Below are 14673 nucleotides of genomic sequence, written 5' to 3' on the forward strand. Positions count from 1 at the left end.
TGTATCACTTCGAAACAATCTCGCCGCTTTTTGTTGGCTAAACTGGTCAAAATGCCCGTTTTTGACCGCCACCCGAGTCGACATCCCCCATGCGAACCCACCTGCGTCTGGCCGCCCTGAGCGCCCTTCTCATTTCCTCCCTGGCCCAGGCCGCCGACCTGATCCCCATCGAAGTCCACCGCGACGCCAACTGCGGCTGCTGCAAAAAATGGATCAGCCACCTTGAAGCCAACGGCTTCAAGGTTGAAGACCATGTCGAAACCAACATGAGCGAATTCAAGCAACAACACGGTGTGCCGCCGCGTCTGGCTTCGTGCCATACCGCTCTGATCAACGGCAAGTTTGTCGAAGGCCATGTCCCGGCAGACCAGGTGCTGGCCCTGAGCAAACGTGACGACCTGCTGGGCGTTGCCGCGCCGGGCATGCCCATGGGCTCCCCCGGGATGGAAATGGACGGCATGAGCGATGCCTACCAAGTGATCGGCCTGAAAAAGGACGGCACTGATGTCGTGGTGGCGGACTACCCCGCCCATTGATGTCAGGTGCTTACTTCGGGCTGTTTTTCGCCGCGTTCGGTGCGGCGACGCTGCTGCCGTTGCAGTCCGAAGCGGTGCTGGTGGGGTTGTTGCTCAGCGACAAATACTGGGTCTGGTCGCTATTGGCCGTCGCCACGCTGGGCAACGTGCTCGGTTCGTTGGTGAACTGGTGGCTGGGACGCGGTATCGAACGGTTTCGGGAGCGGCGCTGGTTCCCGGTCAGCCCAAGTCATCTGGAAAAAGCGCGAAAGCATTATCAGCGCTACGGCCATTGGTCTTTACTACTGAGTTGGGTGCCAGTCATCGGTGACCCGCTGACGCTGGTGGCCGGCGTCATGCGCGAACCCTTGGGGCGATTCTTGTTAATCGTGACTTTGGCCAAGGCCGCCCGTTACGGCGTGCTGGCATTGGCCACGCTGGGCTGGATGGGTTGAACGATCAAGCACGGCGATTGCCTGTGTTTAATCTCGCCCTAATCAGGCCGATCCAGCATCGGCCGGTTTCCTATGGAGTTCACCCATGCCCCTTGCCCTCTCCCGATGGCTGCCCAGCCTGTTACTGTCCGCCGCGCTGCCCGTCCTCGCCCACGCCGAAGGGCCGGAATATGGCCCTGAACTGCAGGGCTTCGAATACCCCTACACCGTCAAGCACTTTGCCTTTGAGTCCCAGGGCAAATCCTTGCAAATGGGTTACATGGACGTCGCCGCCCATGGCAAGGCCAACGGTCGCAGTGTCGTGCTGATGCATGGCAAAAACTTCTGCGGCGCGACCTGGGACAGTTCGATCAAAGCCCTCAGCGAAGCCGGCTACCGGGTCATCGCCCCGGACCAGATCGGTTTCTGCACCTCCAGCAAACCCGACCACTATCAGTACAGCTTCCAGCAACTGGCGACCAACACCCAGCAGCTGCTCAAAGCCTTGGGCATCCAGAAAGCCAGCCTCCTCGGTCACTCCACCGGCGGCATGCTCGCCACCCGGTACGCGTTGCAATACCCCGAGCAAGTCGAACAACTGGCGCTGGTCAATCCCATTGGCCTGGAAGACTGGAAAGCCCTCGGCGTGCCCTACCGCACCGTCGATCAATGGTACGAGCGCGAACTGAAGCTCAGCGCCGATGGCATCCGCACCTATGAACGCAACACCTATTACGGTGGCCGCTGGAAGCCGGAATTCGAGCGTTGGGTCGACATGCTCGCAGGCCTGAACAAAGGCCCGGGGCATACGCAAGTCGCGTGGAACTCGGCGCTTATTTACGACATGATTTTCACCCAACCGGTGTACTACGAATTCAAAGACCTGAAGATGCCGACGCTGTTGCTGATCGGAACGTCTGATACCACGGCGATCGGCAGTGACATTGCCTCGCCCGAGGTCAAGGCGAAGCTCGGTCATTACGACGTGCTCGGCAAGCAAGTGGCCCAACTGATTCCGCAGTCGACCCTGGTCGAATTCCCCGGCATGGGCCATGCGCCGCAGATGGAAGAACCGGCGCAATTCCACAAGGCCTTGCTTGACTGGCTGAACAAAACCAACCCGGTTCATTGATGAGGTAACGCTGATGGCGGTGCAGATTGCGGTAATCGATGACTGGCAGGATGTCGCGCGCGACGTGGTGGACTGGTCAGTGCTGGACAGCGTTGGCGAGGTCAGTTTTGTTCACGACTACCCGGCCGACAACGAAACCCTGGCCGAGCGTCTGGGCTCCTATGAGGTGATCTGCGTGATGCGCGAACGCACCTGGTTCGATGAGGACCTGTTGCGCCGGTTGCCAAAACTCAAGCTGCTGGTCACCGGCGGCATGCGCAACGCTGCGCTGGACTTCAAAGCGGCCGCTACTTTGGGCATTCAAGTCTGCGGCACCGACAGCTACAAACACGCCGCGCCGGAACTGACCTGGGCGCTGATCATGGCCGCCACCCGCAACCTCGTGGCCGAAGCCAACGCCTTGCGCGCCGGTCTATGGCAGCAAGGACTCGGCGGGGATTTACACGGCAAAACCCTGGCGATCCTCGGGTTGGGCAGCATCGGCAAGCGCGTTGCGCAATTCGGGCAAGTGTTCGGCATGCGGGTGATTGCCTGGAGCGAAAACCTGACCAGCGACGCGGCTGCCGAAGTCGGCGTGACCTATGTCAGCAAGCAGGAATTGTTTGAACAGGCCGACGTGCTGTCGGTGCATCTTGTGCTCAGTGAGCGCAGCCGTGGCCTGGTCGACGCCCAGGCGCTGGACTGGATGAAACCCACGGCGCTGCTGGTCAATACCGCCCGTGGGCCGATTGTGGATGAGGCGGCGCTGGTCAAGGCGTTGCAGAAGAATCGCTTGGCCGGGGCGGCCCTGGATGTGTTTGAAGTGGAGCCATTGCCTGAACATCATCCGTTCAGGACCCTGGAGAATGTGTTGGCGACGCCGCATGTCGGGCATGTGAGCCGGGAGAACTACCAGCCGTTCTTTTCGCAGATGATCGAGGATATTCAAGCGTGGTCGGCGGGGAAACCGATTCGGGTTTTCACTTAGGACCGAGTCAAATTCTTCGCTGGCAAGCCAGCTCCTACAGGGTATGCGCGAACCCTGTAGGAGCTGCGGTGCGACGATTCGACTTGCCAGCGAAGGGGCCATCAAGCACACCCAACAAACTGAATCTAACGCACCGCAACAGTGCAACCCCACCGCCCAACCCGCCCACTTTTGTGACTTGCCAGTCCTGTTTTGACCCACCTCCAAAAATAAACCTGCACTTCGTCGGTGCGGTCACCCCTTCGTCACGCGGTTCTTTTACCCTCTGAAAACTGATTGTCGAACAATTTCACCAGATGACCCGCCCCGCTCTAGGATCTGGCCTAGACTCATTTTCGCGAGGTAAAACCGGTCGGTCATCTGGTTGTAAAAAACTCGAAACTTTCAGTCTTGGCCATGGGTCAGGGTAAAGGTAGGGCCAACGCGACTGGTGCATTCCTTGCAACGGCCCCTCCACCCATCTGCTTCACCGCATTGGGCAGCATTTGCTACCGATGCGTGCGCGTTTGCGCCCGGCCGCAGGATTTGGCCACACCGTTTGTGCCAGACCTAAGAATTAGATCAACACCACGGGAGATTCATATGACAAGTGCGGCTTTAGATATTCAGGGTGAACGTGCTCAGCAGCAGGTCGGCGAATCGAGCGCCGTGAATGCACCGAGCGCGCAATCAATCAGCGTCCCTGGCACCAAGACGCTGACACCGGCTGCCAGTCAGAATCCGAACAGAAAGAAAGTGTTGTTTGTCACCTCCGAGATTGCCGATCTGGTTAAGACCGGCGGTCTGGGCGACGTTTCCGCCGCACTGCCACGCGCCATGTCGCACCTGCACGATGTGCGGGTCCTCATCCCCGGCTACCCGCAAGTGCTGCACAGCGAAAACCCGATCCACATCATTGGTGAACTGGGTGGGCACGCCGCACTGCCAGCCTGCAAGATCGGGCGCATGGACATGCCGGACGGTCTGGTCATCTATGTGTTGATCTGCCCTGAGCTCTACGAGCGAGAAGGTTCGCCTTACGGCGCCAACAATGGCCGCGACTGGCCAGACAACCACATTCGTTTCGCCCGCCTGGGCCTCGCTGCTGCGGATATCGCCGCCAATCTCGCACAAATTCACTGGTGCCCGGATCTGGTGCACGCCCATGACTGGCCGGCGGGCCTGGCACCTGCCTACATGCACTGGCGTGGGCAGCGCACCCCGACCCTGTTCACCATCCACAACCTGGCCTACCAGGGCGTGACCAGCCTCGGCTCGTGCCCCGAGCTGGGGATTCCCGCGCACGCCCTGCAACAGGAAGGCATGGAGTTCTACGGCAAGATGTCGTTCCTCAAGGCCGGCATGGCCTATTCGAGCCACATCACCACCGTCAGCGCCACCTATGCCCAGGAAATCACTACGCCGGCCTTCGGCTGTGGCCTCGACGGCTTTCTCGCCGCCAAGACCCAGCAAGGCCTGCTGAGTGGCATCCCCAATGGCATTGATGAAAGCTGGGACGCGGCCACGGACTCGCACCTGTTCTGCCCTTTCAGCATCGGTGACTGGGACGGTAAAGCCGTCAACGCCGCGCATGTACGCGAGCTGTTCGGCCTGGCTGATTCCGAAGGTCCCTTGTTTGCCGTGGTTTCGCGTCTGGTCTATCAGAAAGGCCTGGACCTGACCGAAGCGGTCTCCGAATACATCGTCAAATCCGGAGGCCAGATTGCAATCATCGGCCGTGGCGAGCCGGAGGAAGAACAAGCCATGCGTGAACTGGCCCTGCGTTTTCCAGGGCAGATCGGCGTGCGCATCGGCTTCAACGAAACCGACGCCCGGCGCATGTTCGCCGGCAGCGATTTCCTGCTGATGCCCTCGCGTTATGAACCCTGCGGCCTGAGCCAGATGTACGCCCAGCGCTTCGGCTCGTTGCCGGTAGCACGCAACACCGGCGGCCTGGCCGACACCATTGAAAACGGCGTGACCGGTTTCCTCTTCGATGAATCCACGGTCGAGAGTTATCAGGAGGCCCTGAGCCGCGCGTTCAAGGTGTTCGCCTTCCCCGACCTGCTCCATGCCATGCGGTGCCGGGCCATGGCCGCGCCTTTCAACTGGTGCAAGGCGGTGGAACCCTACGCCGAACTCTACGAACAGCTTGTGGCTAAGGCTTTGGGTAAATCGGGCCGACAGTAAGAGGTTTTCAACGATGCCGTTACGGACCCTTGAGACCTGGCCCCACGGCGCAATCATGCTGGACGCAGAGCACACGCGTTTTGCCTTGTGGGCGCCTGATGCGTTTTACGTCAGTGTCGAACTGGAAAATGGACAATCCCTGCCGTTGCTGCCTCAGGCTGACGGCTGGTTCGTGATCAAGACCCGCTGCCCGGCGGGGACCCGTTACCGCTACAACATCGATGGCGAGCTGGAGGTGCCGGACCCGGCCTCCCGCGCGCAAGCCGGGGATATCGACAGCCACAGCGTGGTGGTCGATCCGCTGGCTTATCAATGGCAACACAACACCTGGCACGGTCGGCCATGGAACGAGGCGATCATCTACGAGCTGCACGTCGGTGTGCTCGGCGGTTTCAGTGCCGTCGAGCAACATCTTTCGCGCCTCGTCGAACTCGGCATCACGGCGATTGAACTGATGCCCTTGGCGCAATTCCCCGGTGAGCGCAATTGGGGTTACGACGGCGTCCTCCCTTACGCACCCCAGGCATCCTACGGTTCGCCCGAACAACTCAAACACCTGATTGACACCGCCCATGGCCTCGGCCTGGCGGTGATTCTCGACGTGGTTTACAACCACTTCGGCCCGGATGGCAATTACCTGCACCACTACGCCAAGGGCTTTTTCCGCGAAGACAAGCACACGCCGTGGGGGGCGGCCATCGACTTCCGGCAGCGTGAGGTGCGGGACTTTTTCATCGACAACGCGTTGATGTGGCTACTGGAGTATCGCTTTGACGGTTTGCGCCTGGACGCGGTGCACGCCATTGAAAGCCCGGACTTCCTTGAAGAACTGGCCCAACGTGTTCGCCAGCAAACCGGGCCCACACGCCATGTGTGGCTGATGGTGGAAAACGAACACAATGAAGCCAGCCTGCTGGAACAGGGTTTCGATGCGCAGTGGAACGATGACGGTCACAACGCCCTGCACGTGTTGCTGACCGGCGAAACCGACGCCTACTACGCCGATTACGCCGAGCAGCCCACCGAACAACTCGCTCGCTGCCTGAGCCAGGGTTTTGTGTTTCAGGGCCAACTCAACCGCCACGGTAAGCCGCGAGGTGAGCCCTGTGGTCATTTGCCGCCGACTGCCTTTGTGCTGTTTCTGCAAAACCATGACCAGATCGGCAACCGTGCGTTAGGCGAACGGCTGCATCAACTGACCCACCCTGATGCGCTTTACGCCGCCACCGCATTACTGCTGTTGTCGCCGATGATCCCGCTGATGTTCATGGGAGACGAATTCGCAGCGCAGGCACCGTTCCTCTTTTTCACCAGCCACCACGGTGAACTGGCAGAACAGGTGCGCGAAGGTCGACGCAACGAGTTCGCGGCGTTCAGCGCCTTTGCCGATCCGCACAAGCGTGAGCAGATTCCCGACCCAAATGCGCCCCAGACCTTTGAAGCGTCGCAACCGAAGCTGAACGCCAGCGCTCTGCCGGCCATTCACGATGTGTATCGCCACCTGTTGCAGCTGCGCCACCAGCACCTCATCCCTCGCCTGCCTGGTACCCAGGCACTGGGCGCCCATGTGTTGGGGCACGGTGCGGTGAGCGCACGCTGGCGGCTGGGCGATGGCAGTGAGCTGCGCATTGACCTGAACCTCAGCGACACGCCGGTGGTCCACACCCCAGAGGTCGACACCATCTTACTGTTCGAACACCCGCCCCATTCAGCCGGCCTGTTACGCCAGGGCAAACTTGCCCCGTATTGTGCGTTAGTCAGCCTCACCGCCGCAGCCCCTTTGCTACCCCCGGATGGAGAGCGCCCATGAGCGATGCGCAACTTGAAATACTGGCCAGCCGCGCAGGCCTGGCCGTCGATTGGATCGACGCCAATGGCCGCCCGCAGAAAGTCGGCCCGTCAGTCTTGCGCGCCGTGCTCACGGGCCTGGGGCATCCGGCCGGCAGCGCCCAGGAAATCGACGCGAGCCTGCTGGAACTGCAAGCCGCCCAGCAGACCCACCGCCTGCCGCCGCTGATGACGGTTGACGTCGGTGTCGGTCTCGATCTGGCGCGCTACTTTGAACCCGAAACGCCCTGCGACGTTCATCTCGAAGACGGCTCGCGGATCTACCTGAAGCTCGATGCACACGCGGTGCTGCCGGGGTTGATTCCGGTCGGCTACCAGCATGTCAGCATCGATGGGCAATCCTTCACCCTCGCCGTGGCACCTGAACGCTGCTATAGCGTCGGCGATGCCGTGGACAATCCGATCCCGCGCACCTGGGGACTGAGCGTGCAGCTGTACTCACTGCGGCGTGCCGGCGATGGCGGTTTCGGCGATACCCAGGCACTGGAAGACCTCGCCCGGGTGGCCGGTGAACGCGGCGCCGAAGCGTTGGCGATCAGTCCGTTGCACGCGATGTTCGGCAGCGACACCCAGCGCTACAGCCCTTACTCGCCCTCCAGTCGCTTATTTCTCAACAGTCTTTACGCCGCGCCCGGCGCCATCCTCGGGGAGCGGGCGATGCGCACGGCGATTGACGCCACCGGGCTCGCCGCCGAACTGCAGCAGCTTGAAGAACGGCCGTTGATTGACTGGCCCGTGGCCGCGCACGCCAAACACCGAATTTTGCAGGCGTTGTACGACGGCTTTATTCACGGCGAACACCCCTTGCATGAAGACTTCAGCAGTTTCCGCCATGCCTCGGGCGAAGCACTGGAAAATCATTGCCGCTTCGAAGCTCTCCAAGAAGCCCGCGCCACCCTGGGAGAAAGCCTCGATTGGCGCGAATGGCCCGAACAATGGCGCGACCCGCGCAGCGTCGCCCTTGCCGAGTTCGCTGAAGAGAACGCCACACGCATCGGCTTCTTCGCCTTCTGCCAGTGGCTGATCACCCGTTGTCTTGAGCGCGCGCAAGCCGCCGCCCGCAGTGCCGGCATGAGCATCGGGCTGATTGCCGACCTCGCCGTCGGTGCCGATGGCGGCGGTAGTCAGGCCTGGAGTCGCCAGGACGAACTGCTCGCCTCGCTGACGGTGGGTGCGCCACCGGACATCCTCAACCGCACCGGCCAGGGCTGGGGCATTTCCGCGTTTTCGCCCGAAGGTCTGGTGCGCAACGGGTTTCGCGCGTTTATCGAAATGCTGCGCGCCAATTTCGCCCACGCCGGCGGCCTGCGGATCGACCACATCATGGGCCTGCAACGGCTGTGGGTGATCCCCAACGGCGCGCCTCCCCGCGATGGTGCCTATCTTTACTACCCCGTCGACGATTTGCTGCGTCTGCTGACGCTCGAATCCCATCGTCATCAAGCCATTGTGCTGGGCGAAGACCTCGGCACCGTGCCTGACGGCCTGCGGGAAAAACTCATCGCGCGCTCGATCCTCGGTATGCGTGTGTTGTTGTTTGAACAGGATAACGCCCACTTCAAGCCCATCCTCGACTGGCCGGATAACGCGCTGGCGACCACCAGCACCCATGACTTGCCGACGCTCAATGGCTGGTGGCATGGCCGCGACATCGACTGGCACGCCCGCCTCGGCCTGACAGACGCCAGCGGCGAAATCGAATGGCGCCAACACCGCGAGCGCGAACGTGAAGGCCTGCGTCGGGTGTTGAGCGAAGACCCACAGAACTTTCGTGAGGAGTCCTACGAAACCGATCAGGTGCTCGACGCCAGCGTCCGGTTCCTCGGGCATACCCGCGCGCCCTTGGTGTTGCTGCCACTGGAAGATGCCTTGGGCATTGAACAGCAGGCGAACCTGCCCGGTACCATCGACACCCACCCCAACTGGTCACGGCGCCTGCCCGGCGACAGCGAAGCCCTGCTCGATGACCCTGACGCGGCCCGGCGCCTGGAACTGCTTGCCTGCGCGCGGCTTCAAGCGGGCGAGCGTGACCAATGACGGCACCGTTTATCCAATCACCGCGGGCGACCCTGCGGCTGCAATTTCATAAAGGCTTCACCCTGGATCAAGCGGTGCCACTAGTGCCGTATTTCGCCCGTCTGGGGATTAGCCACGTCTATGCCTCGCCGCTGCTGGCTGCTCGCGCCGGGTCCATGCATGGCTACGACGTGGTGGACCCGACCACCGTCAACCCTGAGCTGGGTGGCGAAGCGGCGCTGCGGCGTCTGGTCCATGCCCTGCGCGAACAGCGGATGGGGTTGATCCTCGACATCGTGTCCAACCACATGGCCGTCGGTGGCGCTGATAACCCCTGGTGGCTGGACTTGCTGGAATGGGGGCGTTTGAGCCCGTTCGGCGAGTTCTTCGACATTCAATGGCACTCGCCGGACCCGTTGATGGAAGGTCAGTTATTGCTGCCATTCCTGGGGAGCGACTACGGCATTGCCTTGCAGGACGGCACCCTGCCCTTGCGCTTCGATGCGCAGGACGGCAGCTTTTACGTGCAGCATTACGATCACCGCTTCCCGATCTGCCCGATGCATTTTGGCGAATTGCTGCCCATGGATGTCGAACCGCTTAAATCGCTGGCGGAGCGCTTCACCACCTTGAGTTATCAGACCGACGCTCACAGTCTGGCGGTGCCGCTGAAAGCCGGATTGCGCGAACTGGCCTGTGATCCGGCGATGCACCAGGCCATCGAACAACACCTCAGCGCTTACGACTCACTCACCCCCGATGGTTTCCAGCGTTTGCACACCCTGCTTGAACGCCAGAGTTACCGGCTGGCGAGTTGGCGCACGGCAGCGGATGACATCAATTGGCGGCGTTTTTTCGATGTCAACGAACTGGGCGGCTTGCGCGTCGAGCGGCCGGCCGTGTTCGAAGCCACCCACGCTAAAATCTTCGAACTGGTGGCGCAAGGGCTGGTGGACGGTTTGCGCATCGACCACATCGACGGCCTCGCCGATCCCCGTGGCTACTGCCGCAAACTTCGACGCCGGGTCGATAGCCTGTCACCGGGTCGACACCTGCCGATCTACGTCGAGAAGATCCTCGGCGAAGGCGAAACCCTGCACCGCGACTGGTCGGTGGACGGCACCACCGGTTACGAATTCATGAACCAGCTGTCGCTGTTGCAACACGACCCGCAAGGCGCCCAGACCTTGGGCGAACTCTGGCAGCGCTTCAGCGAACGACCTGCCGACTTCCGCCAGGAAGCCCAATTGGCACGCCAGCAAATCCTCAACGGCTCGTTGGCCGGTGATTTCGAAAGCGTTGCCCAGGCCTTGCTGCAAGTGGCCCGGGACGACTTGATGACGCGCGACCTGACCCTCGGTGCGATCCGCCGGGCGTTACAGGAATTGATCGTGCACTTCCCGGTTTACCGCACGTACATCAGCCCCCGTGGCCGCTCAGCTGAAGACGATGTATTTTTCCAGCAAGCCATGGACGGTGCGCGGCAAACCCTCAGCGAAGCCGACTGGCCGGTGCTCGATTGCCTGGCCGGCTGGCTCGGTGGTGCCCCCTGGCGCAAACGCCCGGTAGGTCGTCAGCGCAAGATCCTCAAGCATGCCTGCGTACGCTTTCAGCAACTGACGTCACCGGCCGCCGCCAAAGCGGTCGAAGACACCGCGTTCTATCGCTCGGCGGTGCTGCTGTCACGCAATGATGTCGGGTTCAGCACCGAACAGTTCAGCGCCCCGCTGTCCGACTTTCATGCCGCTTGCGTCAATCGCCTGGCCGAATTCCCGGACAATCTGCTGGCCACCGCCACCCACGACCACAAACGCGGCGAAGACACTCGTGCCCGTTTAGCCGTGCTGAGTGAACGCAGCGCCTGGTACGCCGAGCAAGTCTCGCTCTGGAGAACGCTCGCCCGGCCGCTGCGCGAAGACGAGCAGATGCCGACGGCGGGCGATGAGTTGATCCTGTACCAGGCGATCCTCGGCAGCTGGTCGTTGACCCTGCGGATTGACGATCAGCCTGCACTTGAGGACTACGCCAAACGCCTCTGGCAGTGGCAACAAAAAGCCTTGCGCGAAGCCAAGCTGCAAAGCAGTTGGAGCGCGCCGAACGACGCCTATGAACACGCGATGCAGGTGTTTATCGAGCGTCTGTTTTTGGCCCCCGAAGGTGAGCTGTTACGCGCCGCCCTCGGCCAAGCGGTTCAGGCCATCGCCGCACCCGGCGCCCTCAATGGATTGGCGCAAACCTTGCTGCGAATGACCGTGCCGGGGATACCGGATCTCTATCAGGGTAACGACTTCTGGGACTTCAGCCTGGTGGATCCGGACAACCGCCGTCCGGTGGATTACGCCAGCCGTCAACGGGCCCTTCAAGCAACACCGGACGTGCCCGAACTGCTGGCGAACTGGCGTGACGGGCGCATCAAGCAGACGCTGATCGCCGAGGTGCTGAACCTGCGGGCCGAGCATGCCGAACTGTTTTCGCGAGGGACGTATCAAGCCCTTGAAGTGATCGGCAGCCAGGCACATCGAGTGCTGGCTTTTGCTCGCTCGCTGGAAGGCAAACGCGCCATCGTGATCGTACCGATACGCTGCGCCGAACTACTGAAAACCGATCTGCTAAAAAACAGTGCTGAACCAAGGATAGATGCGCTGCAGTGGGGCGATACACGGGTCAAATTACCGTTCACCGCCTCTGATGAAAATCTGAAGGGACTTTTTTCCAGCGTTGCAGTCACAAAACACAGGGAGCTGAACATCAGCGCTGCGCTGGAGATTGTCCCGGTCAATCTCTTTATCCAACACTTTACCCAAGCTTGAGTTCAGTTCAGGAGCATTGCGATGAGTACCGACGATAAACGCGTTCGCGAATTTGCCTATCAGATCTGGGAATCGGAGGGCAAACCGGAGGGCCAGGACGCCCGACACTGGGAGATGGCTCGCAAGCTGGCCGAAGCGGAAGCCCTGGCACCGAAAAAATCACCGAAAGCCAGCGCCACTAAAGCCGCCGCCACTAAACCTGCGGCGGGCAAGGCCAATGGCGTGCTGGACGGTAAAGCCAGCGCAGCAAAACCCAAAGCCAAGGCTAAACCTGCTGCGGCGTCGAAAGTGATCCTGCCGGGGGAAAAAGCCGTCGAGAAGAAACCTCGTGCGGCGAAAAAGCCACCTATCACCTGACGTCCAGGACGATTTGTTTTGATCAAGGACGTGGCGAGTCCGCTCGCCACTGGGGCCGCGTTCCTCCTCGAAAACCCCTTGATCCCCATTTGCAGGAGCACTTATGACCACGCCAAAAAAAACCGCGCCAGAACCTCACGCCGAGGCGTCGCGAATCCGTGAAGGCTTGCCCTTCCCGCTGGGCGCAACCTGGGATGGCCTGGGGGTCAATTTCGCCTTGTTTTCCGCCAACGCCACAAGGGTCGAACTGTGCATCTTCGATGACTCGGGCGAGGTGGAACTTGAACGCATCGAGCTGCCCGAATACACCGACGAGATCTACCACGGCTACTTGCCCGACGCCCATCCGGGACTGATTTATGGCTATCGCGTCTACGGACCGTACGACCCGGCCAACGGTCATCGCTTCAACCACAACAAACTGTTGATCGACCCTTACGCCAAGCAATTGGTTGGCGCGTTGAAATGGTCCGAAGCGCTGTTCGGCTACACCATCGGCCACCCCGATGCGGATCTCAGTTTCGATGAACGCGACAGCGCGCCCTTCGTGCCCAAATGTAAAGTTATCGACCCGGCGCACACCTGGGGCCACGACCATCGCGTCAGCGTGCCGTGGGACAAAACGATCATCTACGAAACCCACGTGCGCGGCATCAGCATGCGTCACCCTTCCGTTCCCGAGAATGTGCGCGGTACGTTCGCCGGGCTGATGGTCGATGACATGCTGGACCACATCCGCAAACTCGGCGTGTCGTCGGTTGAATTGTTGCCGATCCACGCGTTCGTCAACGATCAACACTTGCTGCACAAAGGCATGACCAACTATTGGGGCTACAACAGCATCGCCTTCTTCGCCCCGGACCCGCGCTATCTGGCCAGCGGCAAGATCGCCGAGTTCAAGGAAATGGTCGCGCACCTGCACGAAGCCAATCTGGAAGTGATCCTCGACGTGGTCTACAACCACACCGCCGAGGGCAATGAACAAGGGCCGACCCTGTCCATGCGCGGCATCGACAACGTCTCGTACTATCGCTTGAAGCCCGAAGACAAACGCTTCTACATCAATGATTCCGGGACCGGCAACACCCTGGATTTGAGCCACCCTTGCGTGTTGCAAATGGTCACCGACTCCTTGCGCTACTGGGCGTCGGAAATGCACGTCGACGGGTTTCGCTTTGACCTGGCGACCATTCTCGGTCGCTACCACGACGGTTTCGATGAGCGTCACAGTTTCCTCGTGGCCTGCCGCCAGGACCCGGTGCTGCGTCAGGTGAAGATGATTGCCGAACCGTGGGACTGCGGCCCCGGCGGTTATCAGGTCGGCAACTTTCCGCCGGGCTGGGTGGAGTGGAACGACAAATTCCGCGACACCGTGCGCGCGTTCTGGAAAGGTGACGACGGCCAACTCGCCGATTTCGCCAGCCGCATGACCGCCTCCGGCGAGATGTTCAACCAGCGTGGCCGCCGGCCATATGCCTCGTTGAATTTCATCACCGCCCACGACGGTTTCACCCTCAACGACCTGGTGTCGTACAACGACAAGCACAACGAAGCCAACGACGAGAACAATCAGGACGGCAGCAATAACAACCTGTCGTGGAACCACGGCGTTGAAGGTCCGACCGACGATCCCGAGATCAACGAATTGCGCCAGCGGCAGATGCGCAACTTTTTCGCCACGCTGCTGCTGTCCCAAGGCACGCCGATGCTGGTCGCAGGCGACGAATTCGCCCGGACTCAGGAGGGCAATAACAACGCCTATTGCCAGGACAGCGAGATCGGCTGGGTCAACTGGGACTTCAGCGAGGACGGCAAGGCCCTGCTCAAGTTCGTCAAACGCCTGATCAAGTTGCGCCTGGCGTACCCGATCCTGCGACGCGGCCGTTTCCTGGTGGGCAATTACAACGAGGACATCGGTGTCAAAGACGTGACCTGGCTGGCGCCGGACGGTACGCAAATGTCCCAGGAACAATGGGGCGAGGCCCACGGTCGTTGCCTCGGTATCTTGCTCGACGGTCGCGCCCAGGAAACCGGGATCCGTCGCAAGGGCGCTGACGCGACGCTGTTGCTGGTGGTCAACGCGCACCACGACATCGTCAACTTCACGCTGCCGCAAGTGCCCGATGGCGGGTTCTGGACCTGCATGATCGACACCAATCAACCGTCGATTCGAGGACAGGAACGCTTTGAACTCGATCACGAATATTCGGTGACCGGCCGTTCGTTGCTGCTGTTTGAATTGCAGCATGAGGAAGACGAGTGAAATGGAGCTGCGCACGGTGGTTTCGGGGGCTATTTACGCGATTTGGTACGAATTGGTTAAAAAAAATCGCCTCAGATGAAACCGCCACGCGACGAACAGCGAGACTTGAGCAATACTCAGTTCGCAACAATCCAAGGTACGGAACGTTGCACATTGCTATCA

Annotated in this window: 10 protein-coding genes; all 10 read left to right on the forward strand. The window is 60.8% G+C overall.

Annotated elements, in window-relative coordinates; genetic code table 11:
- Positions 1–89: 89 nt before the first annotated feature.
- The 10 genes from KGB06_RS25325 to glgX all read left to right on the forward strand — a co-directional run bounded on the left by KGB06_RS25325 (position 90) and on the right by glgX (position 14511).
- Complete coding sequence (locus tag KGB06_RS25325; protein WP_046032207.1) at positions 90–536, forward strand: DUF411 domain-containing protein; 447 nt, start codon at positions 90–92, stop codon at positions 534–536.
- Positions 536–970 carry a YqaA family protein gene (locus tag KGB06_RS25330; protein ID WP_223520637.1) on the forward strand — a complete coding sequence of 145 codons (435 nt, stop codon included), beginning with the start codon at positions 536–538 and terminating at the stop codon, positions 968–970. The genes KGB06_RS25325 and KGB06_RS25330 overlap by 1 nt, the downstream gene beginning before the upstream one ends.
- Before the next feature lie 85 nt (positions 971–1055).
- Entirely contained in the window at positions 1056–2081 is a 1026-nt protein-coding gene (locus tag KGB06_RS25335) for an alpha/beta fold hydrolase (protein ID WP_223520639.1), read from the forward strand.
- A gap of 13 nt (positions 2082–2094) precedes the next feature.
- Positions 2095–3048 carry a D-2-hydroxyacid dehydrogenase family protein gene (locus tag KGB06_RS25340; RefSeq protein ID WP_223520641.1) on the forward strand — a complete coding sequence of 318 codons (954 nt, stop codon included), beginning with the start codon at positions 2095–2097 and terminating at the stop codon, positions 3046–3048.
- A 582-nt stretch (positions 3049–3630) separates the two neighbouring features.
- Complete coding sequence (gene glgA / locus KGB06_RS25345; RefSeq protein WP_223520643.1) at positions 3631–5217, forward strand: glycogen synthase GlgA; 1587 nt, start codon at positions 3631–3633, stop codon at positions 5215–5217.
- Between the two features lie 13 nt (positions 5218–5230).
- Positions 5231–7027, forward strand: a complete 1797-nt coding sequence (treZ, locus tag KGB06_RS25350; RefSeq protein WP_223520645.1) for a malto-oligosyltrehalose trehalohydrolase — start codon at positions 5231–5233, stop codon at positions 7025–7027.
- Positions 7024–9102 (forward strand): 4-alpha-glucanotransferase, encoded by a 2079-nt coding sequence (malQ, locus tag KGB06_RS25355; RefSeq protein ID WP_223520647.1) that lies wholly within the window; start codon positions 7024–7026, stop codon positions 9100–9102. The genes treZ and malQ overlap by 4 nt, the downstream gene beginning before the upstream one ends.
- Positions 9099–11891, forward strand: coding sequence for a malto-oligosyltrehalose synthase (locus tag KGB06_RS25360; protein WP_223520650.1), 2793 nt, complete (start codon positions 9099–9101; stop codon positions 11889–11891). Before malQ ends, KGB06_RS25360 begins: the two co-directional genes overlap by 4 nt.
- 21 nt (positions 11892–11912) lie before the next feature.
- Entirely contained in the window at positions 11913–12248 is a 336-nt protein-coding gene (locus KGB06_RS25365; protein ID WP_223520652.1) for a DUF2934 domain-containing protein, read from the forward strand.
- A 103-nt stretch (positions 12249–12351) separates the two neighbouring features.
- Complete coding sequence (glgX, locus tag KGB06_RS25370) at positions 12352–14511, forward strand: glycogen debranching protein GlgX (protein WP_223520654.1); 2160 nt, start codon at positions 12352–12354, stop codon at positions 14509–14511.
- Positions 14512–14673 lie beyond the last annotated feature (162 nt).

The organism is Pseudomonas sp. GL-B-19 (genome assembly GCF_019956415.1).
Lineage (GTDB): Bacteria > Pseudomonadota > Gammaproteobacteria > Pseudomonadales > Pseudomonadaceae > Aquipseudomonas.